The 18,911-nt window shown below is 41.3% G+C and carries 14 protein-coding genes and 1 pseudogene; 1 reads left to right on the top strand and 14 read right to left on the bottom strand.

Features of this window, described 5'->3' with window-relative positions; all coding sequences use genetic code 11:
- Position 1 precedes the first annotated feature (1 nt).
- From ytaF to ACEQ1T_RS03555, 12 genes and pseudogenes are all read right to left on the bottom strand, one after another.
- Positions 2-637, bottom strand: coding sequence for a sporulation membrane protein YtaF (gene ytaF, locus ACEQ1T_RS03610; RefSeq protein ID WP_206839057.1), 636 nt, complete (start codon positions 635-637; stop codon positions 2-4).
- A gap of 94 nt (positions 638-731) precedes the next feature.
- Positions 732-1,559 carry a DNA-formamidopyrimidine glycosylase gene (gene mutM, locus ACEQ1T_RS03605; RefSeq protein ID WP_206839058.1) on the bottom strand — a complete coding sequence of 276 codons (828 nt, stop codon included), beginning with the start codon at positions 1,557-1,559 and terminating at the stop codon, positions 732-734.
- Positions 1,560-1,622: 63 nt separating this feature from the next.
- Positions 1,623-4,256 carry a DNA polymerase I gene (gene polA / locus ACEQ1T_RS03600; RefSeq protein ID WP_370221778.1) on the bottom strand — a complete coding sequence of 878 codons (2,634 nt, stop codon included), beginning with the start codon at positions 4,254-4,256 and terminating at the stop codon, positions 1,623-1,625.
- A 123-nt stretch (positions 4,257-4,379) separates the two neighbouring features.
- The gene (gene hflC / locus ACEQ1T_RS03595; protein ID WP_206839061.1) at positions 4,380-5,312 is read right to left on the bottom strand and encodes a protease modulator HflC; all 933 of its coding nucleotides are present in this window, start codon (positions 5,310-5,312) and stop codon (positions 4,380-4,382) included.
- Entirely contained in the window at positions 5,305-6,270 is a 966-nt protein-coding gene (gene hflK, locus ACEQ1T_RS03590) for an FtsH protease activity modulator HflK (protein WP_206839062.1), read from the bottom strand. The genes hflC and hflK overlap by 8 nt, the downstream gene beginning before the upstream one ends.
- 243 nt (positions 6,271-6,513) lie before the next feature.
- On the bottom strand, positions 6,514-8,289 hold the full coding sequence (gene pnpS, locus ACEQ1T_RS03585; protein WP_370221777.1) for a two-component system histidine kinase PnpS: 1,776 nt from the start codon (positions 8,287-8,289) through the stop codon (positions 6,514-6,516).
- Positions 8,286-9,002, bottom strand: coding sequence for a response regulator transcription factor (locus ACEQ1T_RS03580; protein WP_370221776.1), 717 nt, complete (start codon positions 9,000-9,002; stop codon positions 8,286-8,288). The genes pnpS and ACEQ1T_RS03580 overlap by 4 nt, the downstream gene beginning before the upstream one ends.
- Before the next feature lie 226 nt (positions 9,003-9,228).
- A complete protein-coding gene (locus tag ACEQ1T_RS03575) occupies positions 9,229-9,705 on the bottom strand; it encodes a MaoC/PaaZ C-terminal domain-containing protein (protein WP_206839065.1) in 477 nt (158 codons plus the stop codon).
- Between the two features lie 197 nt (positions 9,706-9,902).
- Entirely contained in the window at positions 9,903-10,844 is a 942-nt protein-coding gene (mdh, locus tag ACEQ1T_RS03570; RefSeq protein WP_206839066.1) for a malate dehydrogenase, read from the bottom strand.
- A gap of 375 nt (positions 10,845-11,219) precedes the next feature.
- Positions 11,220-12,488 (bottom strand): annotated as a pseudogene (gene icd / locus ACEQ1T_RS03565) (NADP-dependent isocitrate dehydrogenase).
- A 210-nt stretch (positions 12,489-12,698) separates the two neighbouring features.
- The gene (citZ, locus tag ACEQ1T_RS03560; RefSeq protein ID WP_370221775.1) at positions 12,699-13,820 is read right to left on the bottom strand and encodes a citrate synthase; all 1,122 of its coding nucleotides are present in this window, start codon (positions 13,818-13,820) and stop codon (positions 12,699-12,701) included.
- 665 nt (positions 13,821-14,485) lie between these two features.
- A complete protein-coding gene (locus tag ACEQ1T_RS03555) occupies positions 14,486-14,947 on the bottom strand; it encodes a DUF441 domain-containing protein (RefSeq protein ID WP_370221774.1) in 462 nt (153 codons plus the stop codon).
- A 226-nt stretch (positions 14,948-15,173) separates the two neighbouring features.
- On the opposite strand from ACEQ1T_RS03555, the gene ytvI reads away from it, so the two are divergent.
- Positions 15,174-16,292, top strand: a complete 1,119-nt coding sequence (gene ytvI, locus ACEQ1T_RS03550) for a sporulation integral membrane protein YtvI (protein ID WP_206839072.1) — start codon at positions 15,174-15,176, stop codon at positions 16,290-16,292.
- Positions 16,293-16,457: 165 nt separating this feature from the next.
- On the opposite strand, the gene ACEQ1T_RS03545 is transcribed toward ytvI, so the two are convergent.
- Positions 16,458-16,844, bottom strand: a complete 387-nt coding sequence (locus ACEQ1T_RS03545; RefSeq protein ID WP_206839073.1) for an FxsA family protein — start codon at positions 16,842-16,844, stop codon at positions 16,458-16,460.
- A gap of 124 nt (positions 16,845-16,968) precedes the next feature.
- Positions 16,969-18,729: a pyruvate kinase gene (pyk, locus tag ACEQ1T_RS03540; protein ID WP_206839074.1), complete on the bottom strand. Its 1,761-nt coding sequence runs from the start codon at positions 18,727-18,729 to the stop codon at positions 16,969-16,971.
- Positions 18,730-18,911: the final 182 nt, after the last annotated feature.

Here is an 18,911-nt window from a genome sequence, read left to right as displayed (position 1 = left end):
GCTAGATTTTTAAGATCCCGATTACGATTAGAATAATTCCAGGAATGAATGAGAACTTATGGACCCAGCCGCTTTTGGAGAAGAGGGATCCTACCTGCATTCCCATAAACACAAACAGAGAACTCATAACGGCGACTGTCATTGCAAGGTAGAAAGGCGAGTATCCAAGCATTGCTGCACCGATTCCAGCTCCGAAAGCATCAAGCGATAAAGCGAGCCCGAGCATAAGTGCTTCAATTCCTGTGATGGTTCCCGATTTATCAAAATCAGCAGACATCGGCTTTTTCAGGATATTAATGACAAGCCCAAGAGATTTGATTTCCAGGTTTACAATCGTTTTTTCATGCGGCAGGACATCCTTAACCTTTTCCGGCCTGAAAAATTGATAAAGAACCCAGGCACCAAGAAAAATAAGAATGACTCCCCCTAAACTTTCAGCTAAAGCCGGAGATAAAAAGGCTTCTATAAAATGGCCAATTGTCATGGCAGCCATTAATGTTATAGCTGAACAGCAAGCGATTATACTGATCGATTTAAATGGTATTCTCATTTTCCTTAAGCCATAGGTTAAACCGACACTAAAACTGTCAAGACTGACAGCAAAAGCAAGTATCAAAAGTGAGAATGTATGCGCCATAGAATAGAGCTCCTTCCTGACAATCGCTACGATAGTATATGGAAGAAGCCCATCCAATGTTATTCGAAACGCATTTCAGCTCTATTCTTCATTGTTATTTTTTCTGGCAAACTGGACAGTAAACTGTCCCCCTGCCTCCTGTCACGATCCGCTCAAGCGTGCTTCCGCAGACTTTGCAATCTTCCCCTTTTCGCCCATAAACAAAAAGTTCGAGCTGAAACATGCCAATTTGCCCCTGGGAATTAACATAGGAGCGAATGGTGCTCCCTCCCTTATCAACTGCTTCACTCAGAGTATCCGCAATCTCTTTGTGAAGTGTCTCCAATTCGCTTCTTGTTAAGCTATTTGCCGCTCTTTCTGGATGTATTCCTGAACGAAATAATGCTTCATCGACATAAATATTTCCTAGCCCTACGATCGTTTTCTGATCGAGAAGTGCAGTTTTGATATTACGGGTGGTACGGGAAAGTCTCGCAGCAAGGTCGTCTGCCGTAAACTCTTCTGCAAATGGTTCCGGTCCAAGGTGTGCCAGCGGAAGAGTCTTAAATTCTTCGCCCTTTGCATATAGGTGCATCGTTCCAAATTTACGGACATCCTTATATCTGAGCTCTGTACCATCTGTAAAATGAAAAATCACATGAGTGTGTTTTTCAACAGGTTCTTCTTTTGAAAAAAGGCCGTACCTGCCTTCCATTCTCAGATGGGACACAAGGGCATAATCATTGGTATAGAGAATTAGAAACTTTCCTCTTCTGCCAATGTCCTGAAAAATTTGGCCTGCTAAAGCATCCTTGAATTGTGCAAGCTCTTCCGGATGCTTAACCATTTTGGGCCAGAAAACCGAAACATGTGCAATGGTTTTGCCGATCACCAATTCCTGCAATGTTCTTCTGACCGTTTCAACTTCAGGAAGTTCCGGCATGGTCCCCCTCCTTTTTAATACAGTTTAGAAAACTTTTTTTGTATTCAAAAATACAATCTGCTTTTATTTCGCATCAAACCACGTTGGCCCAAAAGAATAATCCACTTTAAGCGGAACTTTCAATTCTACTGCATTTTCCATAACGTCCGGTACGATTTTTTTGAGCGCCTCTATTTCATCCTCTGGTACTTCAAAGATCAGTTCATCGTGAACCTGCAGCAGTAGGCGTGCTTTGAGTTCTTTTTTTCTTAAGCGGTCAGCCATATCAATCATGGCTTTTTTAATTATATCTGCTGCGCTTCCCTGGATTGGTGTGTTCATGGCGGTTCTTTCTGCAAAGCTTCGCAGGTTGAAGTTTCGGCTTGTGATTTCAGGCAGATACCTTCTTCTGTGAAGAAGGGTCGAGACATATCCTTTTTGTTTTGCATCATGGATAATATCGTCCATGTACTGCTTAACGCCAGGATAGCTTTCCAGATAGCGGTTAATAAATTTACCGGCTTCTTTTCTTGTGATGCCAAGGCTTTGGGAAAGGCCATAATCACTGATTCCGTAGACAATTCCGAAGTTAACAGCCTTTGCATGGCGCCGCATATTGGACGTTACTTCATCAGCATTAACGTGGAATACTTCCATTGCCGTTTTGGTGTGAATATCCATATCTTCATTAAATGCTTCAATGAGCTTTTCATCATTCGCAATATGAGCCAGCACTCTCAGTTCAATCTGCGAGTAGTCTGCTGCAAAGATGGCCCAGCCAGGTTCTGACGGGACAAATGCCTGCCTGATTTTTCGCCCTTCCTCCAGCCGGATCGGAATATTTTGCAGGTTCGGGTCTGTTGAGCTTAATCTACCTGTCTGTGTAAGAGCCTGATTAAACCTGGTGTGGACTTTGCCGGTTTCATAGTTAACCACCTTAAGCAGGCCTTCAATATAAGTGGATTGAAGTTTGCCAAGCTGTCGGTAATGGAGGATGTCCCGGATAATTTCATGGCTGTTCTCAAGCTTTTCAAGAACATCAGCAGAAGTGGAATAGCCTGTTTTGGTTTTTTTTATGGCAGGCAGCCCTAATTTTTCAAAAAGGATCACACCGAGCTGTTTTGGAGAATTAATATTAAAGGCTTCCCCGGCAAGCTCATGTATGCGCTTTTCGATTTCATCCAGTTTGGAGAGCAGGTCTTGTCCCATTGTTTTCAGGCGTTCAAGATCCACTTTAATACCGGTTGATTCCATATCAGCTAAAATCAGTGACAGCGGCATTTCCAGGTCATAAAACAGCTCGGATTGCTGGTTCTCCTTCAATTCACTATCCAGTTTTTCCTTCAGTGTCATCAAGGCCGCTGCTTTCCTTGCCAAATGCCCGGCAAGCTCCTTATTTTCCGGAATCCGCCTTTTTGCTCCTTTTCCGTAAAAAGCTTCATCAGATTGAATCGCATTATAGCCATGATTTTTTGCTATAGAGGCCATATCTTCAATGGTCTGAGACGGGTTAATAAGATAAGAAGCAATATAAAGGTCAAAATCGGCACCTTTTAGATGAATACCATGATGACGGAGTGAGACTTCCGATCTTTTTGCATCATAGACTGTCTTCTTTTTGGTTTCATCTTCAGCCCATCTTTTAAAAACATCAGACTCTAAAGCCGTATCTTTGGAGAAGAAGAAATTCCCCTTATCATTTGCAACGGAAAAACCAATGATGTCTGCATAATGATAATTATCTTCCAGAAGCTCAACATAGAATGCATTTTCATCAGTAAACATTTCTTCCTTAATTTCATCTGCAATGGTAAATTCAATTTCTTCCAGATTCTCTTCGATTGCATCTGTGTCTCCGCCAAGTTTTTCCAGTAAAGAGTTAAAGCCTAATTCTTTAAAGATGCTTATGACTTTTTCTTTTTCAAAACCTTCATATTCAATGTCTTCAATTTTAATTTCAACAGGGGCTTCTCTGGTGATAGTAGCAAGTTCCTTGCTCATTAAAGCCTGATCCCTGAATTCTTCCAGCTTTTCTTTCAGTTTTTTTCCGCCTACCTTATCAACAGAATCCAAGAGTTTTTCAAGGGTACCAAACTCTTTCAGCAATTTAAGAGCTGTTTTTTCGCCCACTCCTGGAACACCTGGGATATTATCTGAACTATCTCCCATTAGGCCTTTCATATCAATAATCCTGTCAGCAGTGATTCCGTATTTTTCTTCTATATGTGCTGGTGTGTATTCTTCTATATCAGTAATGCCTTTGCGGGTAATGCTGACTGTTACAGAATCGGAACTTAACTGTGTCAAATCCTTATCCCCTGATATAACTTTAACTTCATAGCCATCTTTTTCGTCATGGAGGGACAGAGTTCCAATAATATCATCCGCTTCAAAGTTTTCCAGTTCATATCTGGAGATTCCGTAAGCATCGAGAAGTTCTCTGATATAAGGGAACTGCTCTGATAGCTCAGGCGGTGTTTTCTGCCTTCCTCCTTTATACTCGCTGAAGGTTTTATGGCGGAAGGTTGTTTTTCCGGCATCGAACGCCACAAGGAGATGGGTTGGTTTTTCATCCTCCAGTATCCTTTGCAGCATCATGGTAAATCCGTAGACAGCATTTGTATGTATTCCTTTATCGTTGTTTAAAAGCGGCAGAGCAAAAAATGCCCGATAAGCGATGCTGTTGCCATCTATCAGAACAAGCTTTTTTTTATCCAACTAATATCTCCTCCTATCAGAAAAGCGCAAGTGGCTTGCCCACAATAAAAAAGCCGATATTTTCCTTTATTCTATCATGAGCAGATAGAGAAAGAAAAATAACGGCTTTTGGGTTATAAATTATTAATCCGTATATCCCATCAGCAGCCGGGCATATGGTGAGTCCGAAGGGAGAACAATTACAGTCTCGCCATTAATGGTCTTTTTATAGGATTCAAGCGTGCGGTATAAGGAATAAAATTCAGGATCCTTTGAAAAGGCTTCGTTGTAGACCTTCGCAGCTCCCGCTTCTCCTTCCGCCCGGATCGTTTCAGCATCCGCCTGGGCCTTGGCAAGCATTTCCCTGACATTTCTGTCCGTTTCAGCAATGATAATATTCTTTTGGGCATCACCCTTGGACAGGTATTCCTGGGCTGTTGACTGGCGCTCGGAAATCATCCTGGTATATACGGACTGTTCGTTTTCTGCCGGTAAATCTGTTCGTTTAATTCTTACATCTGTTACTGTGATTCCATAGTTATCGTTTGATAGCAATTCATTCACTTTAGAAGTAATTTGATCATTCAATGATCCCCTTGATGACTTTTCATCATTAATTATTTCATCATAATTCAGCCGGCCCAATTCGGAGCGGGTCACGGAGTAGATGAACTCTTCCATTCTGGCCTCCGCTCCCTCCAATGTTCTGGCGTTTGAGATCATTTTTTTCGGGTCATCAATTTTCCATACAGCATAATTATCGATTATCATGACCTTTTTGTCCTTTGTATTGATTTCAGCTTCTGACACATCATAAGTCATTTGGTATTTTGGGAGCGTGGAAACACTTTGGATAAATGGTATTTTGTATGTTAATCCAGGCTTGCTCTCAATCCTGACCACCTCCCCAAATTGACGGATGACCTTGTACTCCCCTTCCTTTACAATAAAAAGGTTGCTGAATAGAATTACTAGTGCGGCAATGATAAGCACAAGGATGATTCCAAGTTTGGTATAACTTCTCCACTGGAAATTCCCGCCCCGTTCATTGATATTTACGACATTTTGATCACTCATTATCCGCACCACCTTCCTCTTTCTGTTTGGGCTGTTCTTTCTCAAGAGGCCTGATCGGGAAATATTTCATTGTATTTCCATCGTCATTCATAATGTAAATTTCAGCACCTGGAAGGACTTGCTCCAGCGTTTCAATGACAAGCCGCTCTCTAGTGATATCAGGATTATTCTTGTATTCTCCGTACAATTTATTAAATACTGCCACATCTCCACGTGCCCTTTCCAGACGTGCTGCCTTTTCACCTTCCGCTTTAGAGGCAAGAGCCTTCTTCTCACCTTCTGCTTCATTCATTCTCTGGTTCTTATATTTTTCTGCTTCATTTATTTTGGTATTGGCTGTTTCCCTTGCATCCGTTACATCCGTAAAGGCTTTTCTTACATCGTCATTCGGCAATTCCACATCCTGCAGTTTGACTGCAAGAACGGAGATGCCAATATCATACTTGCCAATTAAAGAGGTAAGGAGCTCTCTGACATCCGCTTCGATCTCTGCTTTCCCTGAGGTAAGCGCGTCATCTATCTTAGAACCTCCTATAATACTTCTTAAGGATGAGGAAGTAGCATCGTATAGAATTTCTTCTGGATCTTCAGCATTATAAAGATATTTTTCAGGATCCGTAATTTTCCACTGTACAACCAGATCTGCCAAAACGATATTTTCATCCCCGGTTATCATCTTTGTCTCATCAGGAAAATCCTTTATTTCTCCATCTTTTTCTTCATATCCAAACTGCAGAGAAAAAGTTTCTTTTGAAAGCTTCTCCACGCTCTGAACAGGCCATGGCAATTTGAAATGAAGTCCCGGCTCCGTAATGCCTTCCTCAACTTTCCCAAATGTTAAAATAACTGCCTGATCCGATTCATCGACGGTGTACCATGTTGTAAAGGCAACTATACTTAATATAACAATTGCCAGAATTAGCCCTGCGATTGTATAAATTCGCTTTAAGCTGACCATTTCTCTCTCCCCTTCCCTAGCGCTTTCTATAACTTTTCATACGATTTATTTACGTAAAGGTTTCATAAATATGACAAAAGTTAAAGAAAGATGATCAAAAATGAAAAAGGCGAAAGCGGGGTCAGCTTTCACCTTTTTCTATGGCTCCTTGGATGAAGGGGTTTAACAATTATGATTTTATCAGCGGAATGTAAAGTTGACATAAATCTGCTGTAAAATTAATGTAAAGTTAATCCTGCCACTTCAACCATTTTTTTCATTAATCAGTTTAGGAAGTTCAATTAAAAAGGAGGTGCCTTTGCCGACCTCACTTTTTACTGAGATGGATCCTTTATGCGCTTCAACCAGATGCTTTACGATGGCAAGGCCCAATCCTGTTCCTCCGGAATTTCTGCTTCTGGCTTTATCCACCCGATAAAAACGTTCAAAAATACGCGGAATTTCACTGGCTTCAATCCCAATTCCTGTATCCCTTATTTCAGTCAATACTGTGCTGCCGGTCTTTGCAGCCGAAATAAAGATGACCACCTGATTCGGCGTATAAGAAATGGCATTTGATATGATATTTATAAACACCTGCTTAAGCCGGTGAACATCACCTTCAATATATACCGGTTTTTCATCTCTCTGATATTCAAATACAATTTCCTTTTCTGCTGCTTTCCCTTTCATTATGGCCATCACATCTTCGAGCACATCAGTCAGATCCAGCTGCTGAATGGAAAGACTGAATCCTTGCTTTTCGATTTTCGATAGATCCAGCAAATCCTGAATAAGAGATTGGAGCCGGTCACTTTCCTTCAAAATGATACTGAGGAAATCATTCAGAGCCTGTTTGTTTTCCATCGCACCATCCAAAAGAGTTTCCGAAAAACCCTTAATAGAAGTTATAGGTGTTTTCAATTCATGGGAAACGTTTGCTACAAAATCCTTCCTCATCTGCTCCAGCTTCTTCAGTTCTGTAATATCATGAAAAACAAGCAAAATCCCTTTCCATTCATCATTTGTGCCAATTATCGGGACTCCATATACTTCAAAGTAACGTCGTTCGATATTGACAGGAATAATAAGCTGCTTTTTTACTTTCTGTTCAGTCATGAAAATTTCTTCGACCATTTCCGTAATACCTTTGTGTTCAATCACTTCATAATAGAGCTTGTATAGGTATTCGGAAGGATTTACATTAAAAACCTCTTTATATGGCCGGTTCATTAAATTAATATAGCCTCTGCTGTCAATAAGAATCAGGCCGCTTCCCATATTTTCAATAAGAGCTCCAAGCCGGTCCTGCTGCATTTCCTGGGACTTCACCATTTCCTGAAGATTCCTTGCCAATACATTGATAGACTTACTCAGCATACCAGTTTCGTCTTCCTGATCTTCATATGTTCTTGCCCGGTAGTTTCCCTTTGTAAGTTCAATCGCAACCTTTGTGGCTGACTCGATAGGCTTTGTATATCGTGCTGTAATTCTTGATCCAAGCAGAATAATCACAAATAAAGAAAGTCCCAGGCTTACAGTCAAAATCCACCAAATCTGCTGATAAGCCTTTTGGAATTCAGCCATCTTTGTACTTAAGAAGATATAACCTTCCTTCTCGCCTTCTATCATGACAGGCTGCCAATAATAGTGCAGGTTAAACCCTCCGCCCACTTCCAATCCTGATTCATTTGCAGAATCCTTTTTTAAAACTTCTAATATAATTTCCTGATGCCTGATTTTTGTTGTCTCACTTTTGACGCTGCTGTCCATTAATATTCTGCCCTGGCTATCAGTAGCAGTTACACGCAAATCAAGAATCTCTCCGAACTCATTGACTTTATCAATACTAAGGGAGCCAATGCCTCCGTTGCCCTCAACATAGCTTGATACCAGTTCAGACTCTTTTTGCAGACGTGCATCAAATGTATTTAAATAATAGCTTTTAAAAAGCTGTCCTAAAAGAAGGCCTAGCGCAATTAAAACAACCAGAATTAAAGTGAGCAATGCAAATAACAGGCGGGTGCGAAACGTGTTCATTCGCCTTTAGGCTCCTCCAATTTATAGCCCAATCCGCGAATGGTTTTTATATATACAGGTTTTTTAGTGTTTGTTTCAATCTTCTCTCTTAAATGACTAATATGTACATCAACGATTCTTGTGTCTCCCGCAAAATCATAATTCCAGACTGCGCTAAGAAGCTGATCCCTTGTAAGAACACGGCTCTTATTCTTGGCAAGATATAATAGCAATTCAAATTCCTTCGGAGTTAATTCAAGAAGTTCATCTTCAAAATAAGCTTCATAATGCTGCGGAAATATCTTCAGCCCGCCAATCCGAAAAGAATCGCCATCTTCTGTTTTCTCCTCTGCAGCCTCAGGCACAAATTGAGTCCTCCTTAAGATGGCTTTAACTCTGGCAACCACTTCCCGGGGGCTGAAAGGTTTTGTCATGTAATCATCCGCACCCAATTCAAGGCCAAGAACCTTATCGAATTCATCATCCTTGGCAGTCAGCATCAAAATAGGTGTGGCAACTTTCTGCTGTCTAAGCTGTTTGCATACTTCAATTCCATCAAGCTTTGGAAGCATAAGATCAAGTACAATTAGATCCGGCTTTTCAGAAATGGCCAGATCTTTTCCCTCCTGGCCATCCATGGCTGTGATCACTTCATAGCCCGCCTGCTCCAGGTTATACTGAAGTAAAGTTACGATAGATTGTTCGTCATCTACAACTAGAATTTTCTTATCCATACGATCCTCCGAGTGAATGAATTACCCCTGTTTAAAACCTCAGCTGAAACAGCACCATTGGAGTGTCAGCGATCTTTTTAAAAGCAGGTATCCCTCCTGCCTATCAAACCCCTATTTGCCATATACCTTTATTATAATATATTTCATGATTTTTTTTCGGATCAATTGTTGGATGGTACTGGATTTCATAAAAAAAGATGTGCGTCTTCTGCACATCTTTTTACTATCAGAAATTATCCAGAGCATTCCCATCCATTGGCTGAGGCTTGTATGGCGGGCATATTAGGAGCTGTCCGTTAATAACCGTCTGCTCCTCTTCGTTTGTTCCCTGTACCTTAATTTGTACGGTGTGACTTGAGGTGTTCACTTCTGTTACCTCGAATAAAAATTGAACGGTGCCATAATGATAGACAGGCTTCACATACTCGATCTCCTGCTTTAAAACATGGCTTCCTGGCCCCGGCAAATATTTTGATATGGCAGAGTTAATGATGCCGTTCAGCATAACACTTGGTACAATCGGTTTTTTATAAGGTGTTTGTGAGGCATAATCATGCTGGATATATAAAGGGTTTGCATCGTTCGTTAAGCCCAGGTATAGCAACAGGTCCTTATCTTCTATTTTTTCAGTAAGCGTCAATTTTTCGCCAACAGATATTTCATCAATGGTTCTTCCCAGTTTTCTTTTCTTTCCAAGCAGCATATCTAAGCACCTCCAAGTATTGTAACCGTTTACATAGTTGCTGTAAAAAATAGACTGTTAAATATTTTAAATTATTCAGTCTATTTTTTATATGATATCATTTTATACTATTTCCCAAAAGGGCTTCCAGTAAAAAAATTCGGAGATTGTCCCCGAATTTTTTTACTGTCTATTTTCTCAAATATTATTTTTTAGCCTCAGTACGCCAGAACTTCCATTACCTTGCGAACTGAATCTGCCGATTTATCGAGGGCAGCTTTTTCCTCGCTTGTCAGTTCTAGTTCTATTACTTTTTCAATTCCGTTTGCTCCAAGGATTGCAGGCACACCCAGATAGATTCCTTCGTAGCCATATTCTCCTTCAAGGTAAGCAATCGAAGGCAGAACACGTCGCTGATCTTTAAGGATAGCTTCACACATTTCCACAAGGGAAGCTGCTGGAGCATAGTATGCACTTCCGTTGCCTAATAAGTTGACGATTTCTCCGCCGCCTTTACGTGTGCGCTCAACAATGGCATCAAGTCGATCTTTTGAAATTAATGTTTCCAAAGGAATGCCGCCTGCATATGAATAGCGGACCATCGGAACCATGTCATCACCGTGTCCGCCAAGTACGAATCCTGTAATGTCTTTAACAGACAAATTTAGTTCCTGAGCAACAAATGTGCGGAAACGGGCTGTATCAAGAACGCCCGATTGTCCAATTACACGGTTTTTCGGGAATCCTGATTCTTTGAAAACTGTATAGGTCATCGCATCGACTGGATTAGTCAGAACCACAATATAGCTATTTGGGGAATGTGCTGCAATCTCCTGAGCTACACTTTTCATAATCTTCTGGTTTGTTTGTACAAGGTCGTCCCGGCTCATTCCCGGCTTCCGTGCAATGCCTGCTGTAATAACGACAATGTCAGAGTCCTTTGTATCTTCATAGCTTGAAGTACCCGTGATGTTCGCATCGAAACCTTGAACTGGACTTGCTTCAAGCATATCAAGAGCTTTTCCCTTTGTCGGATTTTCCATTTGCGGAATATCGACCAGTACAACGTCTCCAAGTTCCTTTTGGGCAAGCAAAAATGCGGTTGTTGCTCCAGTAAAACCTCCACCGATTACAGAAATCTTTTTGCGTTTCAATGACATGAGCAGTTCCTCCTTTAGGAAATGAAAGTATCAGGAATTTGCATTCCTTATGTAAGAGGCTGTTTTAATAAAACAGCCATCCTATTAACTTTACACATTCATCATTTACATAAATCGCCGGCTGTCCAGCTTCAGAAATTTCCCCAAGAAGCAATCTAAATAACACTGCAGAAATAGTATATTAGGCAAAAGCGCCTTTTATTAAAGGCGCTTTCGTTTTTCATAAATAAAAAAGTATAAAAATCTGAACTTCGATAACTGTCTAGCTCCAGCGCCTAGCCCCTCGGGTCATAAGCCAAATCACTCCAGAAATCAGGATTTCCTGCATGATTCGTCTTATGCCTGTCGGGGCTGATCAAGGCGCTTCCGCTTTTCTTATTCCATATTTTTAATTAATTCGTCTGCAAATTCCGAGCATTTCACTTCAGTTGCTCCATCCATTAGACGGGCAAAATCATATGTTACGACTTTTGAAGCGATAGATTTTTCCATAGATTTAACGATCATGTTTGCAGCTTCGTTCCATCCAAGGTGTTCAAGCATTAATACACCTGAAAGAATAACAGAAGAAGGGTTAACCTTATCAAGACCAGCATACTTTGGAGCTGTACCATGAGTTGCTTCAAAGATCGCATGTCCAGTTTCATAGTTAATGTTTGCTCATGGAGCAATACCAATGCCGCCAACCTGTGCAGCAAGTGCGTCAGAAATATAATCGCCGTTCAAGTTCATTGTCGCAACAACATCAAACTCATTTGGACGTGTAAGGATCTGCTGAAGGAAGATATCAGCAATCGCATCTTTAACGATAATTTTGCCAGCTGCTTCTGCATCTGCCTGTGCTTTGTTCGCAGCATCAACACCCTGTTCATCTTTAATGCGGTCATATTGAGCCCAAGTGAATACTTTTTCTCCGTACTCTCTTTCAGCAAGCTCATAACCCCAGTTTTTAAAGGCACCCTCAGTAAATTTCATGATATTGCCTTTATGTACAAGTGTAAGAGATTTACGGCCTTCTTTGATTGCATACTCGATGGCAGCGCGTACAAGGCGGCTAGTTCCTTCTTCTGATACAGGCTTAATGCCGATGCCTGAAGTTTCCGGGAAGCGGATCTTATTAACACCCATTTCATCCTTAAGGAATGAGATTAGTTTTTTAACCTCATCAGAGCCTTTTGCATACTCAATGCCGGCATAAATATCTTCAGTATTTTCACGGAAAATAACCATGTCAGTATCCTGAGGGCGCTTAACTGGAGAAGGAACTCCTTCAAACCAGCGGACCGGACGAAGACACACGAATAGGTCAAGTTCCTGGCGAAGCGCAACGTTCAGGGAGCGGATGCCGCCGCCGATTGGTGTTGTTAACGGTCCTTTGATTGCAATAAGATATTCATTGATCACATCAAGTGTTTCAGAAGGAAGCCACTCACCAGTCTGGTTAAAAGCTTTTTCTCCTGCTAATACTTCTTTCCAGACAAGCTTGCGCTCACCTTTATATGCTTTTTCAACAGAAGCATCCAATACACGGGAAGCTGCTGCCCAAATATCAGGGCCTGTTCCGTCTCCTTCGATAAAAGGGACGATTGGATTATTTGGTACGTTTAATACACCATTAGTTACTGTGATTTTTTCACCTTGCATTGTTATACCCTCCATTTTGAAAAGTGTGCGAGCATCAGCCTTTTTATTTATATAGTCTGCGGCACGATGCTGCATCAGTATATCAGAATCAAAGGTTAGAAGGCATTTGCCCCTAACCTTTTCCCTGCTCTCTCTATTACAGCAATTTTTTGATAAAAAGTAAAATGCTGAGTAATAATTTTAGTTCTATTAATCTGCTTTTTCTGCTTTTTAAAGGCCTCTTTGCTCTACTGGCACATATTTTTGCATTCCAGGGCCAGTATAGTCAGCACGTGGGCGGATCAGACGATTATTCTCATATTGTTCAAGAATATGAGCCAGCCATCCGGATACGCGGCTTACAGCGAAAATCGGCGTGAACAGGTCGTGGTCGATTCCCAGGCTGTGGTATACAGATGCAGAATAGAAGTCGACATTTGGCGGAAGTTTTTTCTCCCCGGTAACAATCGATTCAATTTGCGTGGACATTTCGTACCAGTGTGGTTCCCCGGTAAGTTCTGTAAGCTTTTTGGACATTTCTCTTAAATGCTTGGCACGAGGGTCGCCCTGACGGTATACACGATGCCCAAAGCCCATGATTTTCTCTTTCTTTTCAAGCTTTTCACGGATATAAGGCTCCACGTTTTCAAGAGTGCTGATTTCAGTAAGCATTTTCATTACCGCTTCATTGGCACCGCCATGCAGCGGCCCTTTTAAAGCGCCAATTGCAGCTGTAACTCCGGAATAAATATCTGACAATGTGGCTACACATACACGTGCAGTAAAAGTGGAAGCATTTAGTTCATGGTCAGCATGAAGAACCAGTGCTTTATTAAATGCTTCAATCGCGATTGGTTCAGGCTCTTTGCCTGTAAGCATGTATAGGAAGTTGGCTGCAAATCCAAGATCTGTTCTAGGAGCAATTGGCTCAAGGCCTTTTCTTACTCTAGCAAAAGCCGTTACGATAGCGGGCATTTTAGCTTGAAGGCGGATTGCTTTTTTATAATTTGCTTCTTCATCCATCTGGTCTGCTTCTTCATCATAAAGACCTAATAAAGACACTGCAGAACGAAGGGCAGCCATTGGATGCACTTTGTCAATTGGATATGTTTTAAAATGGTTCAGAACTTCCTCTGGAAGAGAGTAGTTTGCTGCAAGCTGACTCTTTAACTCATCCAGCTGGGATTGAGTAGGAAGCTTTCTGTGCCATAAAAGATAAATAACCTCTTCAAAGCTTGCATTTTCAGCTAAATCATCAATATTGTAGCCTGCATAGGTTAATGTATCGTCTATGATGGAGCTGATAGACGAAGTAGTAGCTACTACCCCTTCAAGACCGCGGGTTACTGTCATACCGAATCTCTCCTTTACATAATAAAATTTCCCCATACCCATTTTTGTCTGTACATTAAACATAAGTAAGCCGGACCTGATTTTTCATTTTTCAGAAAAGCTTCCTTGTCATGTCCACATTCTGTTTTATCTTTATTATGAACACTTTATAGGGCTGCAGGACAGCCATTGCAAAGCCGGCTGTATTAGCCGATCTACAGACCAAAACCATGAAAGGTGAAACTTCCATTTAATGAAAGGGCACTCCCCGATATACGGAAGAAATAAACTTTCTTTTGGCATGCATTCCATCGAGCGGTTGCTCGGTACTCTTTAAAAAAAAGAAAATGCTTACATTTTGTCTGAATAGAAAAAAATAAAATATATTAATAACATTTTAATAGAGCTTAACTGAATATAATAGGTACCGTGAAATAGGTTACGCTTACAAGTCCTATTATAAACAATTATCTGACTTTTGTGAATGAAAAGCACTTAAAATGTTAAAAAATATTATTTTTCAAAAAAAGTTTATTTACATTATTGCCCAAGGGCAATAAGAAAAGCGGAAGCGCCTTGCCCATCCCCGACACCTCGAGGGGAAAGGCTGCTTGCGCTAGACAGACATCAAAGTTCAAAGTTTTCTTTCTTCTTTTCAAAAAATCTATCATGGGCACTTTAATCATTCATTTAAAGAGTTCAAAGATTTTCATTGCCATATACGCAATTCCTGCCCCTATCAGAGGACCGACGGCAACACCTTTAAAAAGGGAAACAGCAAGAATGGTCCCAAGAACAAGAGCAGTTGTTATATGAGGGTCTTCAGCCAGCAGAACAATGCCGCCTTTAGCCAGCAGCGCAACTGCAATCCCTGAGACAAGGGCAACCCATGCATAAGGGGACCTGAATGCTCCGCCTAAATCCCGGAAGCCGATTTCACCGCTTGCTATAGGTGCCAGGACAGCGATTGTAATAATGGTTACACCCCAGTTAATCCCTTTAGACTGCAGGAATGAAAAGGCTTTTGAATCGAGGCCGGCTGCTTTAAGGACAATCAATACAAAGACAGCAATAATCAATGATTGATTTTTTGCTATTACACCTATACCCAGCAAAAGAAACAAAAAAATGAGCGGTTGGGAAAACATTTGCTAATTCACCTGCCAGCTTTCTATATTATCGTAACATAATTTAATTCAATTTAATAATTTATGAGTTCTTTACCGGATTTTAATAAATAGAATAAGTATTACTAGACAATAGCTAATTATTTTTAGCTCCATCAAAAATAATGTATGATATGACTAATAACATTACATAAAAGCTGCAGCTGCAATGACTTAGTCTGTTTTAATTAAATAAGGAGGCTATTACTTGAACCCGGCATATATCTATCGGACCGTAAGATTTTTCTTTGTCATTGGAGTAGTGATCTTAAGTCTCTATGCTTTCGTATATTTATCCAAAGTGACTTACCCTTTCATTATTGGACTGGCAATTGCCTTTCTAATAAATCCCTTTGTCAACATGATGGAAGTTAAATGGAAAATACCCAGGGCTCTTGCAGTTCTCATCGCTCTGATTCTTATCTTTGCCATTTTTGCTGGATTAATCACCTTGCTGGTGGCAGAGATCGTATCTGGTGCGGATTATTTGGCAAAAGTAGTGCCGCAGCACCTCGATACTTTGATTGACTTTATTGAGCAGTTCTTTGCTGGGCAAATCATCCCTCTTTATAACCAGCTTGCAAGTTTATTTAATAATCTTGGCACCGGCCAGCAGGATACCATAATGACGAACATAGAAAATGTCGGGAAGCAATTTGGCTCCACACTGGGAGATTTTATCCAGGCATTTTTCGAGAAAATCCCAAACATCCTTTCCTGGTTTCCCAATGCAGCAACTGTCCTGATTTTCTCGCTGCTGGCCACTTTTTTCATCAGCAAGGATTGGCATAGGCTGTCAGGCCTCTTCAGCCGCATACTGCCCACCCGTGCAAAAAAGAGCGGCAGAACTGTATTTGCCGATCTGCAGAAGGCCTTGTTTGGCTTCGTCAAGGCACAGGCAACCTTAGTATCTATTACGACTGTTATCATACTTGCCGGACTGCTGATATTGCGTGTCGATTATGCAATTACGATTGCACTTGTGACTGGCCTTGTCGATATCATTCCCTATCTTGGCACAGGACTGATTTTTGTGCCATGGATCATCTATGAGGCAATCGGCGGAGAAATGAGCAGGGCAATCGGACTTGGCATTCTTTATATCATCGTATTGGCACAGCGCCAGATAATGGAGCCGAAAATTCTTTCATCAAGCATTGGACTTGATCCTTTGGCTACTCTGATTGCTTTATTTGTCGGTTTTAAACTGATTGGATTTTTGGGCTTAATCGCCGGTCCGGTTACTCTTGTACTCATCACCACTCTTCATAAAGCTGGAGTATTCAGGGATATCTGGATGTTTATAAAAGGCAATGAAGCAGATTAAGTTGAAGAACCTGAATATGGGCATCGCTTTCAATCAGGCTATGTAATGGATTAACTATTTGGCACTTTACATAACCATAAGGCGTGAAAATACCAGAAAATATAGATGATAATAAAATAAACAAGCCGCTCCCATTTATAGGAGCGGCTTTATATATAGCTGTTTTCACCTGATTATCGTGATCGTTCCCTTGTTCATCCATTTTTTCAGACCTATATACAGGATGTTTTTAAATACTTTTCTTGCAGAAGGAAGAAGCAATGTAAAGCCTAATGCATCTGTAATAAATCCGGGTGCAAGAAGCAAGGTGCCTCCAATAAGAATGCAGGCCCCATCAAGAATGGCATCCCCAGGCATTTGCCCGCAGCGAAGCTGATCCTGTATTTTTCTTATTGTTTCAATGCCCTGTTTTTTAGCCAGATAAGCACCGAGAACGCCTGTAAACAAGATAATCGCAATAGTAGGCCATAGCCCAATTGTGTTCCCTGATAGAAGTAAAACACCAATTTCAGCAGCAGGGACGATTATCATCAGCAAGAGAATGTAGCGCATCAAGCCACCTCTATTTTGTATAAGACTTACTTTTATTATACCAAACATGGAACTGAGAATATAACAATTTGTCTAATCCCAGGAATCAAAAAAGGAAGGAGAACCCCTTCCTTTTTTAGTCTAATTACAGTACGCTTGCATGGCCGTTATAAATGACGCCGCGCTGCGAATCGACTGTTACTTCCTGTCCATCTTTGAGAAGGGTTGTTGCTTGTTCAACCCCTACAATGACAGGTATGCCAATATTAAGGCCTACAACAGCCGCATGGCTTGTAAGCCCGCCTTCTTCTGTAATAAGTGCACTGCATTTTTCAATAGCAGGCACCATTTCACGGTCAGAACCGATGGTAACCAGAATAGACCCTTCTGTTACTTTTGCCAATGCTTCCTCTGCATTTCTAGCCACAACGACTTTTCCAAAGGCTGATTTGCGCCCGATTCCTTGCGCCTTAGCCAGGATATCCCCCACCACATGAATTTTCATTAAATTGGTGGTGCCAGCTTCACCAACAGGTACTCCAGCTGTAATAACAACTAAATCTCCTGATGCAACAATGCCGCTGTTCACACTTTCCTCAACTGCAATATCAAGCATATCGTCTGTAGTAGACGCTTTTTGGCCAATTTGAGGATAAACACCCCATGTTAAAGATAAACGGCGTGAAACATAGTCATTTGATGTAACAGCAACAATAGGAGCTTTTGGACGGTACTTTGAGATCATTCTTGCTGTATGGCCACTCTCAGTTGGTGTAATAATTGCGTTAACATCAAGGTTTAGAGCTGTATGTGCCACGGATTGTCCAATCGCATCAGTAATGTTATGTTCATTATCTTTGCTTCGGTTTGATAGGATTTCTTTATGATCTAATGCAGATTCTGCTCTTGACGCGATGTTGTGCATCGTCTGCACAGCCTCGACAGGATAAGAGCCTGCAGCCGTTTCGCCTGATAACATGATAGCATCAGTACCATCGAAAATGGCATTTGCCACATCACTCGCTTCTGCGCGTGTTGGGCGGGGGTTGCGCTGCATAGAATCCAGCATTTGTGTTGCAGTAATAACAGGTTTACCCTGTGCATTGCACTTTTTAATTAATTTTTTTTGCACGAGCGGAACTTCTTCTGCTGGAATTTCAACACCAAGGTCTCCGCGCGCTACCATTAGACCGTCGGAAATTTCAAGAATTTCATCAATATTATCCACACCTTCCTGATTTTCAATCTTAGGAATGATGTTGATATAAGAGGCATTGTGCTCTTCAAGCAGCTGTCTGATTTCCAAAACATCAGACGCTCTGCGGACAAAAGAAGCAGCGATGAAATCGACGCCCTGTTCGATTCCGAAGATGATGTCCTGAGCATCTTTCTCCGTTATGCCAGGAAGATTCACGGATACCCCCGGAACGTTGACGCCTTTTTTATTTTTAAGTGTTCCGCTATTTAAGATTTTTGTGTGAATTTCACTGTTGGCTTTATCGATTTTTGTCACTTCAAGACCAATTAAACCGTCGTCAAGCAGAATTTTGCTTCCTGTGTGCACATCTTCAATAAGCCCTGCATATGTAACGGAAAACTTATCTGCTGTTCCTTCAACCTCGTTCATGGAGATAATAATGTTTTCCCCGGCTCTCAGTTCAATCGCACCATCCTGCATATTGTTTGTGCGGATTTCCGGTCCTTTGGTATCCAAAAGAATCGCTACTGTTTTGCCGGTCTTTTCTGAAGCCACACGGATATTCTGAATTCGCTGTCCATGCTCCTGAAAATCACCATGGGAGAAATTTAAACGGGCAACATTCATCCCTGCTTCAATAAGCTGTGTTAACTTTTCAACACTTTCACTGGCAGGTCCAATAGTACAAACGATTTTCGTTTTACGCATAATAATTTACCTCCTGATTTGATGCAGCTTGAATACAAGAAAAACTTAAGCGCCTTGCCCACCCCCGACAAGCACAAGTCGAGCCTCTCGGAAAGGCGTTCTTTGCCTTTTTGGGAGGATCGCCCGAAGTGTGGAGGCGACTGCCCAGGGACGACAGGCATAATACGGTTCCTGTAAGAAGG

This window comes from Cytobacillus sp. (genome assembly GCF_964223445.1).
Classification (GTDB): Bacteria; Bacillota; Bacilli; order Bacillales; family Cytobacillaceae; genus Cytobacillus.
This window is presented reverse-complemented; position numbering and strand designations above follow the sequence as displayed.